Origin of the sequence: Shewanella alkalitolerans (assembly GCF_019457575.1) — a bacterium.
GTDB lineage: Bacteria > Pseudomonadota > Gammaproteobacteria > Enterobacterales > Shewanellaceae > Shewanella > Shewanella loihica.
On sequence record NZ_CP080422.1, the window covers coordinates 3,523,492 to 3,544,659 of the forward strand.

General features: G+C 54.0%; 19 protein-coding genes. 14 read left to right on the plus strand and 5 right to left on the minus strand.

The window, feature by feature from the left end; all coding sequences use genetic code 11:
- Positions 1-98: 98 nt before the first annotated feature.
- A complete protein-coding gene (locus tag K0J45_RS15395) occupies positions 99-743 on the minus strand; it encodes a hypothetical protein (RefSeq protein ID WP_220043178.1) in 645 nt (214 codons plus the stop codon).
- 253 nt (positions 744-996) lie between these two features.
- On the opposite strand from K0J45_RS15395, the gene K0J45_RS15400 reads away from it, so the two are divergent.
- The 8 genes from K0J45_RS15400 to K0J45_RS15435 all read left to right on the plus strand — a co-directional run bounded on the left by K0J45_RS15400 (position 997) and on the right by K0J45_RS15435 (position 10,548).
- The gene (locus K0J45_RS15400) at positions 997-1,371 is read left to right on the plus strand and encodes a BlaI/MecI/CopY family transcriptional regulator (RefSeq protein ID WP_220043179.1); all 375 of its coding nucleotides are present in this window, start codon (positions 997-999) and stop codon (positions 1,369-1,371) included.
- Positions 1,371-2,624, plus strand: coding sequence for a M56 family metallopeptidase (locus tag K0J45_RS15405; RefSeq protein ID WP_220043180.1), 1,254 nt, complete (start codon positions 1,371-1,373; stop codon positions 2,622-2,624). Before K0J45_RS15400 ends, K0J45_RS15405 begins: the two co-directional genes overlap by 1 nt.
- Before the next feature lie 265 nt (positions 2,625-2,889).
- Positions 2,890-4,575: a pepsin-like aspartyl protease gene (locus K0J45_RS15410; protein WP_220043181.1), complete on the plus strand. Its 1,686-nt coding sequence runs from the start codon at positions 2,890-2,892 to the stop codon at positions 4,573-4,575.
- On the plus strand, positions 4,565-5,221 hold the full coding sequence (locus K0J45_RS15415; RefSeq protein WP_220043182.1) for a GNAT family N-acetyltransferase: 657 nt from the start codon (positions 4,565-4,567) through the stop codon (positions 5,219-5,221). Before K0J45_RS15410 ends, K0J45_RS15415 begins: the two co-directional genes overlap by 11 nt.
- Before the next feature lie 94 nt (positions 5,222-5,315).
- Positions 5,316-6,128, plus strand: coding sequence for an SAM-dependent methyltransferase (locus K0J45_RS15420; RefSeq protein WP_220043183.1), 813 nt, complete (start codon positions 5,316-5,318; stop codon positions 6,126-6,128).
- A gap of 25 nt (positions 6,129-6,153) precedes the next feature.
- Positions 6,154-6,420, plus strand: a complete 267-nt coding sequence (locus tag K0J45_RS15425) for a hypothetical protein (protein WP_220043184.1) — start codon at positions 6,154-6,156, stop codon at positions 6,418-6,420.
- 451 nt (positions 6,421-6,871) lie between these two features.
- Positions 6,872-8,197, plus strand: a complete 1,326-nt coding sequence (locus tag K0J45_RS15430) for a GGDEF domain-containing protein (RefSeq protein ID WP_258406707.1) — start codon at positions 6,872-6,874, stop codon at positions 8,195-8,197.
- Positions 8,198-8,370: 173 nt separating this feature from the next.
- Positions 8,371-10,548 (plus strand): cation:dicarboxylate symporter family transporter, encoded by a 2,178-nt coding sequence (locus tag K0J45_RS15435; RefSeq protein WP_220043186.1) that lies wholly within the window; start codon positions 8,371-8,373, stop codon positions 10,546-10,548.
- A gap of 2 nt (positions 10,549-10,550) precedes the next feature.
- Here the strand turns inward: K0J45_RS15435 and K0J45_RS15440 are convergent, their stop codons facing one another.
- Positions 10,551-11,333 (minus strand): CLCA_X family protein, encoded by a 783-nt coding sequence (locus K0J45_RS15440; protein ID WP_220045331.1) that lies wholly within the window; start codon positions 11,331-11,333, stop codon positions 10,551-10,553.
- 170 nt (positions 11,334-11,503) lie between these two features.
- On the opposite strand from K0J45_RS15440, the gene K0J45_RS15445 reads away from it, so the two are divergent.
- A complete protein-coding gene (locus K0J45_RS15445) occupies positions 11,504-11,689 on the plus strand; it encodes a hypothetical protein (RefSeq protein WP_220043187.1) in 186 nt (61 codons plus the stop codon).
- A 62-nt stretch (positions 11,690-11,751) separates the two neighbouring features.
- On the opposite strand, the gene K0J45_RS15450 is transcribed toward K0J45_RS15445, so the two are convergent.
- Complete coding sequence (locus tag K0J45_RS15450; protein ID WP_011866800.1) at positions 11,752-13,986, minus strand: acyl-CoA dehydrogenase; 2,235 nt, start codon at positions 13,984-13,986, stop codon at positions 11,752-11,754.
- Between the two features lie 448 nt (positions 13,987-14,434).
- Between K0J45_RS15450 and K0J45_RS15455 the strand changes: the two genes are divergently transcribed.
- The 3 genes from K0J45_RS15455 to K0J45_RS15465 are packed head-to-tail and all read left to right on the plus strand — an operon-like array spanning position 14,435 to position 17,149.
- The gene (locus K0J45_RS15455) at positions 14,435-15,178 is read left to right on the plus strand and encodes a (Fe-S)-binding protein (protein WP_220043188.1); all 744 of its coding nucleotides are present in this window, start codon (positions 14,435-14,437) and stop codon (positions 15,176-15,178) included.
- 10 nt (positions 15,179-15,188) lie between these two features.
- Positions 15,189-16,577 carry a lactate utilization protein B gene (locus K0J45_RS15460; RefSeq protein WP_220043189.1) on the plus strand — a complete coding sequence of 463 codons (1,389 nt, stop codon included), beginning with the start codon at positions 15,189-15,191 and terminating at the stop codon, positions 16,575-16,577.
- Positions 16,578-16,579: 2 nt separating this feature from the next.
- Positions 16,580-17,149, plus strand: a complete 570-nt coding sequence (locus tag K0J45_RS15465; RefSeq protein WP_011866803.1) for a LutC/YkgG family protein — start codon at positions 16,580-16,582, stop codon at positions 17,147-17,149.
- A 282-nt stretch (positions 17,150-17,431) separates the two neighbouring features.
- On the opposite strand, the gene K0J45_RS15470 is transcribed toward K0J45_RS15465, so the two are convergent.
- Positions 17,432-18,325, minus strand: a complete 894-nt coding sequence (locus K0J45_RS15470; protein WP_220043190.1) for a LysR family transcriptional regulator — start codon at positions 18,323-18,325, stop codon at positions 17,432-17,434.
- Between the two features lie 213 nt (positions 18,326-18,538).
- On the opposite strand from K0J45_RS15470, the gene ppiC reads away from it, so the two are divergent.
- Positions 18,539-18,817 (plus strand): peptidylprolyl isomerase PpiC, encoded by a 279-nt coding sequence (ppiC, locus tag K0J45_RS15475; protein WP_011866805.1) that lies wholly within the window; start codon positions 18,539-18,541, stop codon positions 18,815-18,817.
- Positions 18,818-19,202: 385 nt separating this feature from the next.
- Here the strand turns inward: ppiC and K0J45_RS15480 are convergent, their stop codons facing one another.
- Positions 19,203-19,964, minus strand: a complete 762-nt coding sequence (locus tag K0J45_RS15480; protein ID WP_220043191.1) for a hypothetical protein — start codon at positions 19,962-19,964, stop codon at positions 19,203-19,205.
- A 169-nt stretch (positions 19,965-20,133) separates the two neighbouring features.
- Between K0J45_RS15480 and K0J45_RS15485 the strand changes: the two genes are divergently transcribed.
- Entirely contained in the window at positions 20,134-20,925 is a 792-nt protein-coding gene (locus tag K0J45_RS15485; RefSeq protein WP_258406708.1) for a DUF4344 domain-containing metallopeptidase, read from the plus strand.
- Positions 20,926-21,168 lie beyond the last annotated feature (243 nt).

Below are 21,168 nucleotides of genomic sequence, written 5' to 3' on the forward strand. Positions count from 1 at the left end.
TTCACTAACATGACAACAAATTGGCCTAAAAACAACCACAAAAGCGGCCATTGTTAGCCCTGGCTAAAGCAGCGTCGCAAGCAAGGGCCAAGCAGGCGTTATCGCAGGCCCGACATATCGGCGATGCGCTCGACGGGCGGTGCTATCTTAAGGGAAGTGAGAGATAACAAGGCCTCGCCCCGCGCCGATTGATGCAGCAGAAACAGATCTTCCTTGCCGGCAATAACCGTATAGTGACCTATCTCGCCGACCGGCTTATCTATGCCCTGCTCGCCTCTGTGGGTCTGCGGCATCTTATCGCAGGTCAACATGGCGCTATAGCTCGCCTTACCGCCAAGCTCGCTGGCGCCCAGTTTCTGGTATTGCATCTCACCTTCGCAGGTGTGGCGATACTGCTCGGCAAAGCCGTCGAGAAAGGCCTCGGGGTCGATACGCTGCGCCATCCCCTTAAACCCTTGCACGCAGTAGAGCGACGACCAATGGGCCAGCAGCTGCTGGGCGGGCACAAACTCGGCCGAAAACATATCGCCACGCTGCTCGCTGTAGGCCAGGCGCCAGTTGGCGGGGAAATGCAGGCCAAGATTCTGCTTGAAAATAGTCAATTGACTGGGCTGAACATGGGCCTGTGATGACATCTGTGCCAGCTCGGTGGCGGTCGCGTCCAAGGGCTGTGCTAACAGGGGCAGTGCGAACACCAGCCTTTTGGCCAGCGTCTGAGTGAATACCTGTGGTGAAAAATCCATTTTATCTACCTCATCCTCAATGCTGCGACACCCAGATAGCCGACAAAGATAGCCGACAAACCGATAACAATCTGCAGCCAATTGCAGTGTGAATCACTAAACACCAGTGATTTCCAGCAGATATTACTACAAAGTTACCCAGAGGGAGCGGATGATTTACAAAAATTAAGACTGAAAAATTCCTTGACGCTTTAGATTACAGATGTAATCTTAATTGAAAATTACAAACGTAATCGTAAAAGACGGTCCTATCATGAAAGAGATTAGCAACGCCGAGCTGTCGGTACTCAACATCCTATGGCAAGACTCCCCCCTAGGCGCCAGCGAGGTGGTAGAGGCGCTGGCCAGCAGCCAGGGCATGCACGAAAAAACCGTGAAGACACTGCTCAACCGCCTGGTGAAGAAACAGGCCCTGGGCTTTGAGAAGCAAGGTAGAGCCTATCGCTACTTCCCGCTGATCGATCAGAGCGAGTATCAACTCAAGGAGAGCCAGTCTTTCGTGGAGCGGGTGTTCGCCGGTAAGGTCGCCCCCCTGGTGGCAGGCTTTGCCAAGCAGAAACAGCTGAGCCCAGAGGATATCGCCGAACTTAAGGCACTCATCGATAACTGGGAAGAGGAGCAGTCCTGATGATCTCGCTAATTATTAATCTGATGCTGCCGCTAACCCTGCTGTGCGCGGCTATCCTGTTGCTGCACAGGCCGCTGCTGGCGCATCTGGGTGCCCACAACACCTACATGCTCTGGGCCTCGGTGCCCTTGTTGTTGGCGGGCACACTACTGGGTCAGCTGGTTCCCGCCAGACTTGCCAGCCCCTCGCTTGAGCAGCTACAGCACTATCGCGTGCTGGCCGGTGAGCTGTTATCCCAGGGCGAGAACCCGACACTAAACCTGATATTGGCCAGCATCTGGCTGCTGGGCAGCCTGACACTGCTCGGCGCTCTGCTCTATCAGGCGACTCAGCTTAAACGCCTGAGCAATCGAGCCGAAGTGATCGAGCTGCCGCAAGCGACTAGCGAGCGCCCACTTTCTCTGACAGGGCGCGAGACCTCTCTGGTGATCAAGTGCCACCCAGAGATAGATTCGCCCATGCTGGCGGGACTGTTTAAGCCAGTGATCTTGGTGCCGACAGGTTTTACACAGCTCGCCCCGTCACAGCAGGCGGCGGTACTCAGCCATGAGCTTAAGCATCTAACCCGCCACGATATAGCAGCCAACCTCTTTGGCTACCTGCTGGCAACGCTCTTCTGGTTCAACCCTGTGTGCTGGCGGGCCTATCGTCGTTTTCGTAACGATCAGGAGCTAGCCTGCGATGCCGAAGTCACCACCCACATGGATAAACAACAAAGAATTGCCTATAGCCAAACGCTATTGGCCTACTCCCAGCAGGCCCACCTGGGCATGCTACACACTCACTATGGAAACAAGACCATCCTCAAGGAGCGGATCATGCAAATGAAGAAAACACACACCAAGCGGCCCCTCGCCATTTTAGGTCTGGCACTCACACTGGGCCTGTCAGGCGCCTTAATCAACCAGAGCGCCATCGCGGGCGACAAGCATAATGACAAACACTACGACAAGGCCAAGGCCCCAAGCCCTGTGATGCGCATCGAGCCAGCCTATCCGGCCGAGGCGGCTAAGCAAAGTGTCGAGGGTTATGTGCAGCTAGCCTTTGATATCGACAAGCAGGGCAAAGTCAGTAATGTGTCTGTTATCGAGTCATCCCCTGCCGGTGTGTTTGACGTCGAAGCCGTTAAGGCGCTGAGTCAGTGGCGCTATGAAGCCTCGCCCGAGGGCGTTAGCCAGGCTAAGGTACAGCTGGATTTTATGATGTCGGCGCCTAAGGCTGAGATCGAAAGAGTTCGGGTCACCGCCGGCTAAAGCCAGGTGCACAATCCGAAAAGTGAAAAGGGGCCGCGTTGCTCTTTTTCTGTTACCAAAACTGCTCAGGCCATCTCCCGACTAACGACACGCTTCCTAAACTTGTCAATCAGCAAGGCTCCCGCAAACAGGCTCATCCGGATCTCTTGGTTTCTTCCAGACCAGCAACTGGCCGTCTTCCTTAAATTGACCCTCTTGATTGGATAGGGTAAAACAATCACTTATATAACAATTATATGAATTCCCTTAGCCCCAAAGGTCATCGATGAGTTCAACCACCAATGCCCGCACCCTCAAAGTCCCTCTCGTCAATGTGTATGCCAAAGGTGGCTACAGTGCCCAGTTAAGAATTGGCGCCGAGAAGCACCCGCTGAACCTGATCTTAGATACCGGCAGCAGCACGCTGGTCGTGTCCGGCAGCGACTATGTCGAGGAGCGCGACACTGCCCTCACCCCCACCAGCTTCGCCCAGGAGGTGCTTTACGGTATAGGCGGCTGGGACGGCCCAGTGGTCTACACCCGGGTGGGGATTCGTGAGGATGCGATAGATTTCGATCTCCATGACGACCATGTTCCCCATGCCCATCATCCGATTGTGCTTGAGCAGTGTCCTGTGGCCGTGGTGTCATCTCTTGCCCAGGAGACCAGCTTTGCCGATGCCGACGGCATCTTAGGTCTGGCCTACGACGCCCTTAACAAGGTCTATGATCTCAAGAACTATTTTCATCACTATGGCATAGCCCCAGCGCTTACCTTCCCCTGGCCCTTCGATGAGGAGATCCACCTGTGCAGCCAGCACTATCGCCCCATACTCACTGACGCGAATCATGACTTCTCCATGGGTCAGGGCGCGCTCGCCGCGCAAGACTCCCAGTGGCATCAGGCGACCGAGACGAGCTTCAACAGCGAAGATCTGCGCCAATTTAAGCGCTTTCTTCGCACCCAGCCGACAGATGATCTGCCGCCCTATTTCAGCAATTTAACCAGCCACGGCCTGACCCCTAACAAGTTTGCCTTCTTCGCCCGCCGCTCCAGCATACATGTGGCAAACCAAGAGGTGCTCGCACCCAACAGCGCCAACGAGTTCGCCTTCCTCGGCCAGGATCCCCTCAACCAGGGCTGGTTGATCTTAGGTGGCGGCGAGGAGCATACCGAGCTGTACCAGGGCGAATTTAAGACCATAGCGGTGATCGAAAACCGGTATTACAACGTCAACCTAGTGGGACTAAAAATAGGCGATGGCGAGATGATCCCCAGCCTGCTGACGCAATCTGTAGAGGATTCGGAGCAGCAAGCATTAGCGGAACACGAGTCAGCAGGGCAAGCGCCAGAAACAGGCGAAGCCCTGCCAGATAACGTACCATCAGACACTAGTGCGCTCTGCCCAGACGGCCAGCACCTGCACACCCATGGGGTGCATATCTGCGACACTCTGAGAGGGCAGAGCAATGCCATCATAGACACGGGCGCCTCTGCAATCGTACTCACCCGACATCTGTTTGGCGCGCTGACTCAGGCCCTGGAATCGATAGATCCCAAGTTCACCGAGCAGATAGCCCCCTTTAGTAATATCGCCTTTCAGCAGATAGGTATCGACATGGCAGAGCTACAGCTAGAGCGCTGGCCGGATCTCACCTTCTATTTTGTCGGCCCGCGAAACGAGCATAACGCGGCGCCGAGCTGCGACGATCCCGACTGTCCACCGGGATGCGAGCCTATCGCCATCCGCGTCACGCCCCAGCACTACTGGCAGATCAACACGCCGACTCAGGGCAAGGCCTGCTTCAAGCTGTTGTCGCAGCTGCCCAACTGGCCGAATCAATCCATATTGGGTCTGCCGCTGATGAGCGCCTACTATGTGGTGTTCGACCGCTCGGTGGACGACAAGGGGGTGATCCGCTTCGCCGAGCAGAGGCCACAGCAGACGCCCGAGGCTCAGCATGCCAGATAATGACCCCTTCTCATCAAAGCAACTCCCCTCAAGGGAGCAGCCTTCCTCCGCGCTCCCCTCGCGGCTAACCCACTACCTGGCAGACCATGGTTTTGCCAGCGAGCGTCTGACCATGCGCCCGATAAATGAGACAGACAAGGCGCTGTATCGCCGCCTCTATTGCGACGAGAGGGTGATGCGCCATATCGGCGCGCCGCTCACCCAGGCCCAGGCCGACAGGGCGTTTCAAACAGCCTTGAGCCAGATGAACCGGGCACTCTCTGGCGCTGCATCTAGTTGCCAATATATGAACTGGGCGATAGTGGAGCAACGAAGCCAGCACGCTATCGGCATACAAGGTCTCACCTGGCAGGGCGAGGATCGCACCCTGGCCGAGATAGGCATAATGCTGACACCCGAAGCCAACGGTAAACTCTATCCGGAGGAAGCCATGGGGTCGCTAATGGAGTATGCCTATCTTAAGCTAGGCGTGACGCGTATCCTGGCAAACTTTGCCGCCAAGAACCTCGCCACCGAACGCTTCGTCAAGAAGCTGGGATTTGTGTTCGACGCAGATGCTTTGCCCCTGGCATCCACAGAGGCAAAAGAGGCTCACCAGATGAAATCCTGCTTCGCCGATTCACACCACTATAAAAGGTCGAAATAAGTATTCAATTCAAGGCAATTAGCGGTTTTAAAACAGAGAAATTGCTGTTAGCTTTAACCCTTAATTAACATGCATAACATCAGGACCCAAATTCATGGCGGGAAGCCTGGCTTGTGTCGGCATAGGGATGACCTTAGGCGCCCATATCTGCCCGCTGGCACGCAGCTATATTGAACAAGCCGACGTCGTTTTCTCGGGCGTTTCAAACGGCATAGTAGAACTCTGGCTACAGGAGATGCACCCAGACGTACGCTCGCTACAGGTCTACTACGGCGAGGGTAAGTCACGCCATATCACTTACCGTGAGATGGTCGACGCCATACTGGCAGAGGTCAGACAAGGCAAGAAAGTTGTCGGCGCCTTCTACGGTCACCCCGGCGTATTCGCCCAGGCGCCCCATAGATCCATAGCGGCGGCGCGCGCCGAAGGGTTCGAGGCCGTCATGGTGCCCGGCATCTCCGCCGAAGATTGCCTCATCGCCGACCTTGGCATAGATCCCGGCCAATTTGGCTGCCAGCAGTTTGAAGCCAGCCAGTTTATGTTTTACCAGCGGCGCTTCGACCCCTCTTGTTACCTGATCCTCTGGCAGATAGGCCTGGCAGGCGACAAGAGCATGGCCAGATTCACCACCGGCAAGGCCCATCGTCAGGTGCTGATAGAATTGCTGGCAGAGACTTACCCCTTAGATCATCAGGTGATCCTCTACGAAGCCGCCGTGCTCCCCATAGATAAGGTGCGCAAACACACTCTGCCGCTACGGGACCTGGCCGATGCCGAGATCTTCATGCATACCACCCTGGTGATCCCGCCCAGCGAAAAGATGCGGCCAAACCCTACAATCTTGGAGAAGCTGGCTAAACTTGAAACGGCATACCAAGTCGATGACACCCTAATACCCGAAAACTAACCACCAACAACAATAAGGACGAACAATGTCGAACATTATTCAATTACTGGAACGCATGGGTCAGGATGCGGCGCTACAAAGCGATGAGTGTAAACTTCAAACCATCGACGAATCACAGATTAGTGCTGAACAAAAAGAACTTCTGAAAAGCCGTAAAGGTGATGAGCTAGCTGAGTCACTAAAGACGAGCAAAGATATCATATGCTTCCTTATCCCAGCGAAAGATGAGGAAGAAGAAAAAGACAGTGAAAACAATGAGGAATCTGACAACAAGTCAGCGGTAAACCAATAATATGAAATTTTGCTACCTAATATTTAGTGTATTCGTATTATCGCTTTCTCTGCCAATTTGTGCAGAGGAAGCCTCTGATTTAGGTAGCAAACTTCAATATGCCAATGAGATTAGAAGCAGTAAGCCGGATGAGTTCTCTCAAATACTTACTGAGCTTAGAAAGAACAAAAACAGATTAAATAGAGAACAAATTTCTCTTCTCACATACTTGGAAGCATATGAAGTCACTTACAAAGGTAAGTTAGACGAAGGCGCTACGCTATTAAGAGACCTAGTTAGAAATAATGATACACCCATTGAAATTGTATTCCGTTCCGAAATATCACTCATAAATATTTTTTCAATTACAAATCAATGGACTGATGGCCTCTCCTATTTAAAACACCTATTAAATTTAATAGATAAAATTAACGATACAGAACTTAAACATAATGGCTATGCTGTTGCCGCTATGTTTTTTAACCAGCTTGGACAATACAGCTCTGCAATTCATTACGCTGAGATCTTAAAAAATAGCAAGCCATCTAAAAGAAACACCTGCCTAGCCAATGGCTTAGCCATAGAGGCGCAGCTTGGCCTCAATCAACTCGAGGTCGACTCCCCCACCCTGCAGGCCGCGGTCGCCAGCTGTGACGAAGAGGTGATAATGGAGAGCTTTATCCACTCCTTTATCGCCACTAAATACCTGCGAGACGGGAATACGGCAGAAGTCTATGACCAACTCAAGCCATCGCTGGAAACCATAGAGAAAACCCGTTACCCAAGGCTTATCGCCGAGGTCTACGCCACCCTGGCCAGCGCCTATCTGCAGGATCACAAGATAGGTGAGGCTCGCTTGCTGGCAGAGAAAATTGTCAATTTGGCAAAAGGCTTAGGCAATACTCAGGCGGTCGTTACCGCCTACAAGGTGCTCTATCAGATCGCCGAGCTCAGCGGCAATTACAAGGCGGCGCTGGACTATCACGTCAAGTACGCCCAGGCCGACAAGGCATATCTGGATGATATCAAGACCAAGCATCTGGCCTTCCAGCTCGCCGAGCATCAGGCGGCGGAGCAGAAGAGTCGTATCACACTGCTGGACAGACAGAACAATCTGCTGCTGACCGAGCAGCAACTGGCGAAGACACAGGCGGAAAACAACCGGCTGTTTATCTCGCTGCTGATCGCCATCATCACCCTGCTGGGCTTCTGGGCCTATAAGTCATGGACGATTCAGAAGCGCCTCAAGCAGCTGGCGGAATACGATGCCCTGACCCATGTATTTAACCGCGGTCACTTCACCCAGGTAGCCCAGAGCGCGCTCACCTACTGCGAGAGCAGCGAGGTAGACCTCAGCTATATCCTGTTCGATCTGGACAACTTCAAACAGATTAACGACAAGTATGGTCACGCCTGCGGCGACTGGGTACTGAAGAAAGTCGCCAAGGCCTGTCAGGCTCAGGGACGCAAGAACGATATCTTCGCCCGCATCGGCGGCGAGGAGTTCTGTATCGCCCTGCCCGGCTGCGACCTACAGACAGCGGTTAAGCTGGCCGAGGCCTGCCGTAAGGCAATTTCCGGAATTGATTGTAGCGCCACCGGCCATGAGTTTGAGGTTACCGCCAGCTTTGGGATCACTGATACTCAGATGTCGGGCTATAAGCTGGAGCGGCTGATCAACGACGCCGACAGCGCCATGTATCAGTCAAAGGAAACCGGGCGGGATCGCATCTGTATCTTCGACCCCGAGGCCAAGCGCACTATCCCTCAGGCGTCCCATACTCTGCTCTCCCTCTAACGAGGGAGGCTAGCATCAAGCGTTCGGGCCAGCCTTGGCATTAGGCTGGCCACGACTATCTGCCCAAATATTAATTGTGCTGCTGCGCAACAGATTGAGATGAAAGCCTTTTGCCAAGCCGCAGCCCCTTTTATAATCAGGCAGTCGGAAACTCAAGCTTACGTGAAAAGGGAATGACTCTCGTGCTAAAAAAACTGCTCGCCATGACCAGCTCGACCCAGATGCTCGTCGCCATGTTTATCGGTTTTGCCGTGGGGCTCTTTTTCGGTGAATCCGTCGGCTGGATGAGCAGCATAGGCACCAGCGTGATCCTCTTGATGCAGATGACGGTACTGCCCTATATTCTGGTCTCCTTGGTGGGGGGCATAGGTAAACTCAAGCGCGCCACCGCCAGCCTGATCTTCAGCCGCGCCGGCGTCATCATGCTGCTGCTCTGGGCTGTCGGCCTGCTACTGGTCGCCTTGATGCCACTCTCCTTCCCCTTTGTCGAGACCGCTTCCTTCTTCAGCACCAGCTCCATCGAGCCCGCCGCGGCTATCGACTATTTCAAGCTCTATATTCCCTCCAACCCCTTCCAGTCGATGGCCGAGGGTTATGTACCGGCCATGGTGATCTTCGCCATCGCCATGGGGCTAGCACTGATTGGCATGGAGGGCGATAACAAGCAGCTGATCATCAACTTCATGCACACCTGCAGCGAGATCTTCTCCAAGATCACCCAGGCACTGGTGAAAGTACTGCCCATAGGGATCTTCGCCATGTCGGCCTCGGCCGCAGGCACCATGGGGGTGGATGAGTTTGCCAGCATGCAGGTCTATCTCATCAGCTACTTCGTCCTCTGCCTGCTGCTCACCTTCTGGGTACTGCCCTGGATAGTCGCGTCGCTGACGCCGGTCACCTTCGCCCAGGCGCTAAGGATCAGCAAGTCCAGCCTGGTTACCGCCTTTGCCACCGGCAACATCTTCATCGTGATCCCGGTGATCGTCGAGGAGTGTAAGCAGATCATGCGTGAGCATCAGAGCCTGAGCGACGATGCCGAAACCTTGGTGGAGATCTTGGTGCCCATCGCCTTCACCTTCCCCAACATAGGCAAGCTGACGGTGATCCTCTTCGTGCTCTTCGCCGGTTGGTTTAACGGCACGCCGATAGAGCTCGGCGCCCTGCCGTCGCTCTCCATCAGCGGCGTGCTGTCGCTATTTGGCAGCGTCTATGTGGCGATCCCCTTCATGCTGGACCTAGTGCATCTGCCACAGGATCTGTTCCAGCTGTTTGTGATGTCTGGCTTCATCACAGGCAAGTTTAACTCCATCACCGCCGTGATGAACCTGTTTGCCCTGACGCTGCTGACGGTGGCGCTATTTGAGAAGCGTCTAAGACTCAGGCCACCGCAACTGCTCAAGATGGCCATAGGCGTGGGGGCCAGCGTGGTGCTCACCCTCATCGTCTGCCGGGTGGGCATGGGGCTGTTTATTCATAGCCCAGAGGTGACCAGCGGCGTTATCGCCAACATGCAGGTGGCCGACAAGGTGCCGACCAAGGTAAGCAAGCAATATCCGGTATTGGGCCAGAGCGCCAGTCGCCCTATCGCCGATGTCAACGCCATCCGCGCCCGCGGCCTGCTGAGGGTCGGTTATATCCCCAGCAATGTGCCCTTTAGCTATTACAACAACGCCGGGCAACTGGTGGGCTTCGACAGCGCCATGGCCAATCGTCTGGCGGACGATTTGGGGGTAAAAGTCGAGTTCATCCCCTTCGAGAAGGATAAGCTGGCTGCCTCCCTCGACGCGGGCTTCTTCGATATCGCCATGTCGGGTCTGGCGATGGATATCGAGCAGATGGACAAACTGAGCTATGTGGAGCCAGTGCTGCTACTCAACCTTGCCATCGCTACCAAAGACCACAAGGTCAACAGCTTCAAGCGCAACCAGTCGATCAAGGCGATGCAAGATACCACCATCGCCTACGTGGAGCACAGCGACATCATAGAAGATGCCAAGGCCTTCTATCCCAACCTCAAGTTCGTCAAGATTGAGGGCTACAAGGACTTCTTCCGTCAGAAGGGCGACAAGTATGATGCCGTGGTGATCAGCGCCGAAGCGGGCTCAGCCTGGACCCTCTTCTTCCCCGGCTATGGCATAGCGCCGCTGGAGTACAAGGCCAAATACCCTATCGCCTATGCGGTCGCCCAGGACAACCAGTCGCTGCTCAACTATGTCAACAACTGGCAAAAGCTGCGCAAGGTGGATGGCCACCAAGAGCGGCTCTACAACTACTGGATGCTAGGCCAAGGCGCCAGCGAGCCTAAACCCAGGTGGTCCATCATACGGGACGTGCTGCACTGGGTGGATTGAGGCTATCCCTCGCGCCCCAGGGCATCACCCAGGGGGCCGAAATAGGCCAGTAGCTGGCGATAGATGCTCTCTCTGTGGTCTAGGCTAGGATATCCGCCCGCCTTAGCCAGCGGCGAGTCCAGGGTCTCGTTGACCAAGTAGGGATTGCGGATCTCGGGATGGGACTCGATACAGGCCTCGAAGGCCCTGGCCATCATCTCTGTGGGTTTGGAAAAGTATTGCCTCCCCTGCTGCCTGTCGAGCGCCACGGCGCGGCGCACATACTCGTGGCTGTCCTGACCATCGCCGCTCAGCAAGACGCAGGCAAACAGCTGCATCAGGCGATCGTTAAGGGGATGAACAACTGGCGTGTGTTCGGCCAGCCAGCAGTGACTGGCAAAGGCGATGCCCGTCGATGGGATCTCGAAGGCCTTGGTGGCTATGTAGTGGTCGAAGGCATGCCAGAACTCGTGTGCCAGGGCGCCGGCACCGGCATTTTTTGCCAGGGCTAATTCCCTCTGAGCTGGCATATAGTGGGCCTGCACGCCCATCTGCCCACCTGTCCCAAAGGCCAGGTTCAGCGTCTGTCTCAGCCCCATGGCCTTGGGCGGCAACTGCAACATGAAGGCGAGATCGGCAAAGGCGTCGAAGATAAGGTTGGCCGCCTTATGCTTCTCTTCCTCCTCAACCCAGCTGCCCAGGCGAATATGATTGAGGCCGAACACCTCCTTGATGTCGTGAAAGCTCACCTGCTCGCCGCAGCGATAGTCTGGTCCCTCACGTCGATACTGGTTTCGTTTTAGCACAGACTGCCCGCCGATTTGCTGATGCGCCGATTTGTTGACCTCACTATGATACCCAATATTGCCCATCATCTCATGGCTTATCACCACCAGCCCCCACGTTCAATCTTGGTTCAGCTAGCCACAGGTATAGTGTCGCTAAATCAATTTACCAGCACACGAAAGGGGAAACGATGAGACTATTGATCCTATGGAGCGTCATTATCATGATGAGCACTGTGGTCGTGGCACTGTCAGGCACTATTCATTGGCCTATGTTAGCCACCATTTTTATCGCCATGAGTATCGCCCTGCTGGTCATGGTAAAGATTGGCAAGGTGGCCGATAAACACTTCGTTAACTTCTGCTCCCCCCACTAAACCTGAGTCTCCAAAGACAAAAGCCGCCCCAAGGGGCGGCTTTTAACGGATAAACGCTTACTCTAAGCTATTTTTAACGCAGCCTTGTCGCTTATAAGCTGCATGTCGAAGTCGAACTCATCGACACGAATGGCGCGCTCACGCTTGAGGTTATAGTCCAGCAGTTGCTTGTGCTCGCCCTCTGTGATGATCTTGGCTTCGCGGGCGCGATCCAGCGTCTGCGCGAATCTCACCCCAGACTTGAAGTAACCCTGCTTCAGTCCCTTCTTCACCTTGGCCAGCAGCGGCAGACAGGCGATCTTCGCCAGATAAGCCTGCTGGTTGATGTCGTTGCCATCCCCCGGTACCGGCTTCACCAGATGAGTCAACTGACGCTTGATCTGGGTGTTGAGCTGCGCCTCGTGGGCCAGTTCACGGATCAGATCGTCGTTGATCTTCTTCATCTTAGGCGAGTAGGTCACAGTGATCAGCTTCATCAGCTGACGGGTCGCAGCAGATGGGAAGTTATCCAGGAAGCTCAGCAAGGCATTTTCGGCGTTCACCAGCGCCCAGCGGGTCGCGTACTCGAAGTAAGGCTTGGCCTGGGCACGATGCTCGCTGCTCACCTTCTGCTCGTAGTAGCGAATCGACGCCATGGCCGCGTACAGGTAGCTCATCACATCCCCCAGACGCGCCGACAGCATCTCGGCCTGCTTGAGCTTGCCGCCAAGCACCAGCAGTGAGAAGTCGGCATATACAGCCAGTTTCGACGCCAGCTTGTGCACCGCCTTCTCATATTCCACCACCTCGCTCAGCTCAGACTTGGCATCGGCGGTAAAAGGCAGCAGACCCAGGCGGAAGGCGCGCAGGCTGTTGCCCACACTGTAGCCAACAGTCTGCTTAAAGATACGGTTAAAGGTCTTGTCGGCATCTTTGTCGTCGCTATGAATCGCCTCAACCATGCTCTGCAGATGAGGGTGACAGCGCATCACGCCCTGACCAAAGATCATCAGGTTTCGGGTCAGAATGTTCGCCCCTTCCACCGTGATGGCGATAGGCTGAGCCACATAGCCAGAGGCCAGGGTATTCTGCGGACCACGCTGAATCGCCTTACCGGCCTGAATATCCATGGCCGAGTTCAGCACGTCGCGGCCAATCTCCGTCATATGGTACTTGGCCATCGCCGTTACGACTGAGGGCTTGAGCCCCAGGCCCAGGCCTTCTGTGGTCAGTACGCGCATCGCCTCTTGCAGATAGGTCTTACCTGCGATATCCGCCAGCTTCTCCTGAATCCCCTCGAACTTACCAATCGCTAAACCAAACTGCTCACGCACCGCGGCGTATTCCGCCGACGACTTGAAAGACGCCTGGCTTACCGAGACCCCAAGAGCCGGCAGCGAGATGCCACGACCGGCGCCGAGACAGGCCACCAGCATCTGCCAACCACGGCCGATATTTTGCTGACCGCCGATGATGAAATCCATCGGGATAAATACATTCTCACCGCGGGTGGTGCCGTTATAGAAGCGACAACCCATAGGATCGTGACGATTGCCCAGCTCGACACCCGGATGCGACTTAGGGATCAGCGCACAGGTGATCCCCAGCTGCTCCTTGCCGCCCAGCAGGCCTTGTGGATCTTCCACCTTAAAGGCCAGACCCAGCACAGTAGCGATAGGCGCTAACGTGATGTAACGCTTGTCCCAGGTCACCGATAGACCGAGCACCTGCTCGCCCTGATATTCGCCCATGGTGACTGTGCCGATATCGGGAATACCACCGGCGTCCGAGCCCGCCTCAGGGCTGGTCAATGCGAAACAGGGGATCTCCTGGCCATTGGCCAGACGCGGCAGCCAGAAATCTTGCTGGGCCTGAGTACCGTAATGCATCAGCAGCTCACCCGGGCCTAACGAGTTAGGCACCATGACGGTCACCGCCACCGCCGAACTCTTGGCGGCAATGGTGGCCACAATTGTCGAGTTGGCATAAGGGCTGAATTCCAGGCCGCCGAAGGCCTTAGGAATGATCAGCGAGAAGAACTTATGCTCTTTTAGGAAATTCAGTATGTTGTCTGGCAGATGCAGGCTGTTTTGAATGGCAAAATCATCCACCATCTCGATAAGTGTCTGCACTGGGCCGTCGAGGAAGGCCTGCTCCTCATCGGACAGGGTCGCCCCCGGTACCTGACGCAGGGCATCGAAGTCTGGGATCCCCTGATAGATAGATCCCTCTAGCCATACATCACCGGCGTCGAGCGCCTCTTGTTCAGTGGTAGAAATACTCGGCAGTACTTTTTTAAATTTTGTTCTAATACTCATCTTTCAGACTCATCCGACCAGAAAACCTAGTGTGCATTACGTCACAAAAAATGGATTAGATCAAATATTCTAACCTCAAAAAAATGCTTTATTTTACAGTTACAAACGCAACCAAAAATTAAGCTCATTCTTTTCAAAAGGTTACAAGTGTACGCTCAAATAAAAAATTTAAACACTTGTTTCATATAATTGTTTGAATCAGGCCTTTTTTGACCTAGATCAGAGACATTTTTCATTAATGAGTGAGCGAAATCACCCTGTTTCAAAAATGGAAAAATAAGCATATATATTTACTAAATTAGCACTACTTATTATGTGGATATAAGCTTAAATTATCATCACAAATAACCCTGCGATATGGGCCAAATACCCAGCTTATGCCACCTGTAGCGGCACGATAAGCCAGCGCATTCGCCCACATGCAGCCATCAAAATAAGAGAGTGCTTCATGAAGATAGCCCTATTTATTCCCTGTCTGGTGAACCAGATGATGCCCCATGTCGGCATCGCCACCGTCGAACTCCTCGAAAAACTCGGCCATCAGGTCATACTGCCCAAGGGCCAGACCTGCTGTGGCCAGCCCATGACTAACTCGGGCTGTTTTGATGAAGCCAAGAAAACCACCCTTAAGCTGCTAAACGCCTTCAAGGGCGTCGAGTGTGACGCCATCGTCTGCCCGGCCGCCTCTTGCCTGGTTGCCGCCAAGGAGAACTTCCATGAGTTCGACGACAGCCCAGAAGCCCAGGCGGTGATCGACAAGCTCTATGAGCTGACCGAGTTCCTCCACGATGTGGCGCCGATCCCCGCCTTCAACAAGGCGTTTAACTTCAAGATCAGCCTGCAGCTGAGCTGTCACGGCATTCGCATGTTGGACCTGGCGACGCCGAGCGAGCAGATGGGCCCACGCACCAATAAGGTCGAGGCCGTGCTGAGCCGTATCCCAGGTATCGAAATCGTCTACCCAGATCGTCGCGACGAATGCTGCGGCTTCGGTGGCACCTTCGCCGTCGACGAGGGCGCCGTTTCGGCCAAGATGGGTAAAGACAAGGCCCAGGCCCACGCCGCCACGGGCGCCACCTATGCGGTAGGTTTCGATCCCTCATGCCTGCTGCACCTGGATGGCATGATCCGCCGTCAGCTATTGCCGATCTCGACCCGTCACATTGCCGAAGTCATCAACGCAGCCCTGTAAGGAGTAGCTCATGTCTAGTCAAACCACCGCACTCAACTCAGGCGTGCATGCGAAGAAGGCCGACATCTTCTGTCAAGATGAGGCTCGCGTCGATTGGCACTCTAAGGCCCTATGGGTGCTGCGTGAGAAGCGCGATCGCGCCGCCGCCAGCCTGCCGGAATGGGAGCAGCTGCGTCAGCTCGGCTCCGAAATGAAGCTCCACACCCTGACCCATCTGGGCGAATACCTGGAAACCTTCGAAAAGAACTGCCTGGCCAATGGTATCGTCGTGCACTGGGCCAAAGATGGCGCCGAGCACAACCAGATAGTCCATAACATTCTGGCCATGCATCAGGTGAAAAAGCTGGTTAAATCCAAGTCTATGCTCACCGAAGAGTGTCACCTCAACCCTTACCTCGAGAGCAAGGGCATAGAGGTGATCGACACCGACCTGGGTGAGCGCATCATTCAGCTGGCCAAGCAGCCGCCATCACACATCGTGGTACCGGCGATCCACCTAAAGAAAGAGGAAGTGGGCGACCTCTTCCACGACAAGTTAGGCACAGAGGCGGGCGCCTCGGATCCTCTCTATCTCACCCGAGCCGCCCGCGCTCACCTGCGTGAACAGTTCCTGTCTGCCGATGCGGCCATGACAGGGGTTAACATGGCCATCGCCGACAAGGGCGCCGTAGTGGTCTGCACCAACGAAGGTAACGCCGACATGGGCGCCAACCTGCCTAAGCTGCAGCTGCACTCCATGGGCATAGACAAGATAGTGCCGGATCTCGACAGCGCCGCCATCTTGCTGCGTACTCTGGCTCGCAACGCCACCGGTCAGCCGATCACCACCTACTCCAGCTTCTATCGTGGCCCACAGGATGGCGGCGAGATGCACGTGATCATCGTCGACAACGGCCGCACCGACATGCTGCAAGACAAGATCCTGGCAGAATCGCTCAAGTGTATCCGCTGTGGTGGCTGTCTGAACACTTGTCCTGTGTATCGTCGCTCAGGCGGTTACAGCTACAACTACACCATCCCAGGCCCTATCGGCATCGCCGTGGGTGCTCAGGCCGATGATACCCACTCAATTCCTTGGGCCTGTACCCTGTGTGGCAGCTGTAGCTATGTCTGCCCGACCAAGGTGCCGCTGGATAAGATCATCCACCATCACCGTCGCCTCAAGGCCAAGGCGGGCAAACTGCCTTACGGTAAGCGCAACTATATGCCGTTGGTCGGTAACTTCATGGCCAGCGAAACCATGCTCAACTGCTCCATGAGTGTCGCCCGCACCGCGCTGCGTATCCTGCCGGGCTCGCTGCTCAAGCCATTCTCTGGCGCCTGGGGCAAATACAGAGAACTGCCGGTCGCACCTAAGTCCAGCTTCGAAGCTTGGTTTAACAAAAACAGAGGTCAATAAAAATGTCGAGCAAGCAATCTATTCTCAATGCATTAAAAAGCGTCGCGGTTGCACCTCAGGCCATGCCGCCAATCAATGTCAGCCCACGTCTAGACGATGTGATTGGCCAGTTTGAAACCAACCTGGGCACGGTTGCCGGTACCCTGCATCGCGAGGGTGGCCTGGCCGCCCTGCAAACCAAGGTCGACGAGCTGATCAAAGAAGGTAAGCAGGTCATCTCTCAGGTCGAAGGTGTCACGGGCAACCGTAACGCCCCCGACACAGCCCATGAGCTAAGAGACATCGACTTTGCGGTGATCCCCGGCGATGTCGCCGTGGCTGAAAATGGCGCCATCTGGGTCAACAACCAGCATCTGGGCCACAGGGTGACTCCCTTCATCTGCGAAAACCTGTTCCTGGTAGTGAGCGCCGACAAGGTGGTTGCCAACATGCATCAGGCGATTAAACAGATTGGTTTAGACAGCGGCGAGTTCGGCGTCTTTATCGCTGGCCCATCCAAGACGGCGGACATCGAGCAGGCCTTGGTCGTGGGTGCCCACGGCGCCTGCAGCCTGAATGTCTACCTGGTTTAAGCGCCTAACTTAAAACATTGGTTTAGGTCCTAAGCTTCAACCCTATTTAGCAGCCTCAAACTGCCTGGCCACCACGATCACTGTGGTGGCTTTTTTTGCCTGAATTTCTTGAGTGAAATAATTTCTTGAATGAAATAGTTGTCTTAATTTGTCGCCAAACGTCAGAGAAGATGTAGACGAAATCTTGCTAGGCGGCTAGCAGTGAGTTTGCTTGGACAGGCGTCAGCGCCAACGACAAGGGCTGCGAAACTGCCGCTGAGTAAAGGTGTTAGCAGCGCGGCGTTAATGGAACAAACAGCTGGCTCTGTCCTGCATAAATTCGATAAACAGCTTCACCTTGAGGGGTTGATGGGTGCGCTGATGGTACAGCAGGGAGATGCGTCGCTGCTCGCCGTGCCAATCGGGCAGCACCCGGCGAAGCTCACCCGAGGCAAGCTCCCCCTTCACGAACAGCTCTGGGCCGTAGAGAATGCCGCCATCGTCTACCGCGGCCCGCACCGCACCGTTGAGATCCCCAAGGGTCAACTTGGCGGGGCCTTCGTAATAGAAATCTTCGCCGCTGACATGCTTCATCGACCAGTTAAACAAAGGCCAAACCTTGATCAAGGAGTGCTCCACCAGCTGATCCGGATGTTGCGGCGTGCCGGCGCAGGCAAGGTAGCCCGGCGAGGCAAACAGGCCATAATCCAAGACCCCCAGCGACTTAGAGACCCAAGAGGAGTCGGGCTGGGCGCCGCCGACGATGGCCACGTCCACCCCTTCGTCGATCAGATCGATACTGGAGTTATTCTGGGTGATATGCAGCTGAATATCCGGATAGGCCTTGGAGAAGTCGTTTAGCACCCCGATGAAGATCATCGAGATGATAGACACGGGCGCCGCGATGCGCAGTGTACCTTCGGCCTTCTCGACTCTGGGCTCGCTGCAGCGGTCAAACTGGGCCACCACATTCTGATAGCGGCCAAAGAGCTCGCTGCCCTCCTCGGTTAACCTCAGCTTACGGGTGCTGCGCATGATCAGCTGAGTATCCAGCAGGCTTTCCAGCTTAGTCACCTTGCGGCTGACGGTCGCCACGGGCATACCCAGCTCTTTGGCCACCTGGGAAAAACCGCCGGTATTCACCAGATGCACAAACAGATGGATAAGCTCAAGTTCTGTGCCTACGCTGCGCGCCATCAAAAACCTCGAAAAAACCGATTAGAAATGGATAGGAATTATAACAAAACCACGCACATAGCGCAGTAGAAAAGCCTTAGGCAACACTGAGCCGTATCAAGAAAAATGCAAGTAATTATCCTCTTTTACGGTAAGCGCCCCGTGAATCTCGCCCGCAAGCTGAGTTATAATCACCGGCAATGATTAATTCCCGCCAATCGAGAGAGCATTAAGATGGCTAGAACCGCCGCCGCATTACACATTTTGGTCAAACATAAAGAACTCGCCGAAGAGATCATCGAAAAGCTTAACAAGGGCGCTAAGTTCGACCAGCTCGCCAAGAAACACTCCACCTGCCCATCGGGTAAGAAAGGCGGCAGCCTGGGGGAATTTAAGAAAGGTCAGATGGTGCCCGCCTTCGACAAAGTCTGCTTCAGCGGTGAGTTGATCACGCCGCACCTGGTCAAGACCAAGTTCGGCTGGCACGTGGTGAAGGTGTTGTATCGGACCTGATACTAAGGTTTAGCCTAGGTGTTCAAAGGGGGTGATTGTTAACCCTCTCCGCTAACCGGTTTAAACCTTGCTTCTTCGGTGTAAAACAAGCGTCCTACTGGACTTATATACCTATTTGAAATTCTTACTTTCTCTGTAACCTATCGCCTGCCCGGCGGGGAATGTGCAGATACGCCTGCGAGACGCCATGAATATATCCCTATAGGCTCTACCGAAACATCCCTGTTTCGGAAGCTCACCGGCGTATCTACACACTGTATTAATCTCTCTTCGATTTAACTTCATTTATTACGATAGATGAGAAATACCCCTGTCCACCACAGAGCCGGTTTATGCCTAGGCAGAGAACGTCAATCTTATGAAATGTAAGCTAAAAAACGTATCCTCATCTTACTTTAGGCTCTGACGCGTGTACCGCTCCAACTAACCAGTGAAACTGATAACCACTCTTGTCGCTCGCATCAAATACATCCTCGTAGCCTTCAAGGTTACGTGTAGAGAGTTCATGATTAGCGCAATTTGGCATGCACACCCACGCATTCCCACCATTGGTCAGTAAATTGATACTCGATAGATTTACATCCATCTCCTTCAGATAGGCGCCCATATTTTTTGAGTTGGGATCCCAACTATTGCCATGCTTAACCTTGTTATGCCGATTTCCAGTCAAGGCGATAACTAGTGAATCACCCGAAAGATGCTCTTTTAGCGTCATCGCCATCGACAAGTCTCTTGCTTCATCATCTTTATCAAAAAAGATCACCTTCAACTTGCCATCCTTCACCAATAAGTTGAACCGCTCCAACAGCTCAAACATTGCTTCGCTTGTTTTGCCATCGTGATTTTTCCGCCAAACTTCGGAACGGTTCACAGCCCTAGCGAGATGTTTATTGTCGCCATCGAGGGTGACGTCACCTTCAAACAGTTCAATGGCTGCTACGACCTGCTTTCTAGATAAGCTTATTGCATTACACACTATTTCATAAAAATAGTGAGGAGACTCCAGGGTTCCATGCATCTCGCCGACTAAGATCAGCTCATTATTTTGCTTTATGATGGTTGATATTTTTTCGGGCACAGGTTCACACGCCCAAGCGCTGCCTACACAAAACACACTAAACAAAAAACATAAAATACTACTTCTCATAAGCCTAACGTCCCTGAATCTAAACCCATAATAATAGACAACAAATCAGCTAGATATCGCAAGTATTGATTCCCCCATTTCTCGCTATCATTGATCTACATCGAGTTAAAATCCCATAATACAGTTTGGCTTGCGACGTTAAGGCCCTTTTACCTAGTAAGGAACAAAATTGAGTATCGTAAAATCTATATCGCTTGCTGTGGCGGGTGTGGTCTTGATGGCTTCGTCAGCCTTTGCTGAGGTTGGTGTGCGTCTTGAGTATGGCAATCCTGGCAACGCGGCAGAGCAGGCGGTGAGAGAGGAGCTTATCGCATCGGGAGTCATGAACACGGGCGTTAGCTTTATCAATAACCACTTCAAACTCGCAGAGCCCCTTGTGGTTGCCTTCGGCGGCGATGATGGCCCGCTGTTTGATGGCGAGAGCGGCAGCATAATGATCCCCTATGCTTTCGTTGACGAGGTCAGGCACAGATTCAAGCAGGCTAACTATGATAAGACTGGCGTGCCCCCCAAACAGGCGACAGATGATGCCTTGCTACATACCCTATTTCACGAGTTTGCCCACGCCCTCATCGACATGTATCAGCTACCTGTTCTCGGAAAAGAGGAAGATGCCGCCGATGCCCTCGCCACGACGCTTCTCGTCGAGTTTTTCGATGATGGTCAGGAGATTGCGTTGAGCGCCGCCGATCTGTTTGATATCGAGAGTGACGACAGAGACGTACTCGAAGATGAAGACTTTTGGGACGAGCACAGCCTAGACGATCAACGCTACTTTACGACCCTATGTCACGTCTACGGCAGCGCTCCCGACAAGTATGCAACCATAGTTAAAGCGGGGCTGCTAGGGGAAGAGAGGGCCGAGCTGTGCATCGAAGAATACCCCGCCATCTCACGCAGCTGGCTCATGTTATTAGAGCCTTACATCAAGGCCAACGAAACGGAAAAGCTCAGCCAGTAAAGGTGGTGAGCGCCCCTGAACATCACCTAGGCAAAACGCGCCTGGTTGGGTGAGCTGCCGGCGCTTTAAGGGATGGATTAGATAAATCATCCAACTTGCCAGCTCCCCTATCTTACGCCATCGGCTAAGCACTTTAGCTAACAGCTTAAGAAGCAAAGCTATCACTAAGACTCTAAATTCGTTAGCGTATACTAAGCTTGGCTTATTCCTTCCGTCACTTGAAAGATAAGAGTCCAGCCCACA

Coding starts and splice junctions, on each gene's coding strand:
- K0J45_RS15395 (WP_220043178.1), bottom strand. CDS start 743: ATGGATTTTTCACCACAGGTATTCACTCAGACGCTGGCCAAAAGGCTG.
- K0J45_RS15400 (WP_220043179.1), top strand. CDS start 997: ATGAAAGAGATTAGCAACGCCGAGCTGTCGGTACTCAACATCCTATGG.
- K0J45_RS15405 (WP_220043180.1), top strand. CDS start 1,371: ATGATCTCGCTAATTATTAATCTGATGCTGCCGCTAACCCTGCTGTGC.
- K0J45_RS15410 (WP_220043181.1), top strand. CDS start 2,890: ATGAGTTCAACCACCAATGCCCGCACCCTCAAAGTCCCTCTCGTCAAT.
- K0J45_RS15415 (WP_220043182.1), top strand. CDS start 4,565: ATGCCAGATAATGACCCCTTCTCATCAAAGCAACTCCCCTCAAGGGAG.
- K0J45_RS15420 (WP_220043183.1), top strand. CDS start 5,316: ATGGCGGGAAGCCTGGCTTGTGTCGGCATAGGGATGACCTTAGGCGCC.
- K0J45_RS15425 (WP_220043184.1), top strand. CDS start 6,154: ATGTCGAACATTATTCAATTACTGGAACGCATGGGTCAGGATGCGGCG.
- K0J45_RS15430 (WP_258406707.1), top strand. CDS start 6,872: ATGTTTTTTAACCAGCTTGGACAATACAGCTCTGCAATTCATTACGCT.
- K0J45_RS15435 (WP_220043186.1), top strand. CDS start 8,371: ATGACTCTCGTGCTAAAAAAACTGCTCGCCATGACCAGCTCGACCCAG.
- K0J45_RS15445 (WP_220043187.1), top strand. CDS start 11,504: ATGAGACTATTGATCCTATGGAGCGTCATTATCATGATGAGCACTGTG.
- K0J45_RS15450 (WP_011866800.1), bottom strand. CDS start 13,986: ATGAGTATTAGAACAAAATTTAAAAAAGTACTGCCGAGTATTTCTACC.
- K0J45_RS15455 (WP_220043188.1), top strand. CDS start 14,435: ATGAAGATAGCCCTATTTATTCCCTGTCTGGTGAACCAGATGATGCCC.
- K0J45_RS15460 (WP_220043189.1), top strand. CDS start 15,189: ATGTCTAGTCAAACCACCGCACTCAACTCAGGCGTGCATGCGAAGAAG.
- K0J45_RS15465 (WP_011866803.1), top strand. CDS start 16,580: ATGTCGAGCAAGCAATCTATTCTCAATGCATTAAAAAGCGTCGCGGTT.
- K0J45_RS15470 (WP_220043190.1), bottom strand. CDS start 18,325: ATGGCGCGCAGCGTAGGCACAGAACTTGAGCTTATCCATCTGTTTGTG.
- ppiC (WP_011866805.1), top strand. CDS start 18,539: ATGGCTAGAACCGCCGCCGCATTACACATTTTGGTCAAACATAAAGAA.
- K0J45_RS15480 (WP_220043191.1), bottom strand. CDS start 19,964: ATGAGAAGTAGTATTTTATGTTTTTTGTTTAGTGTGTTTTGTGTAGGC.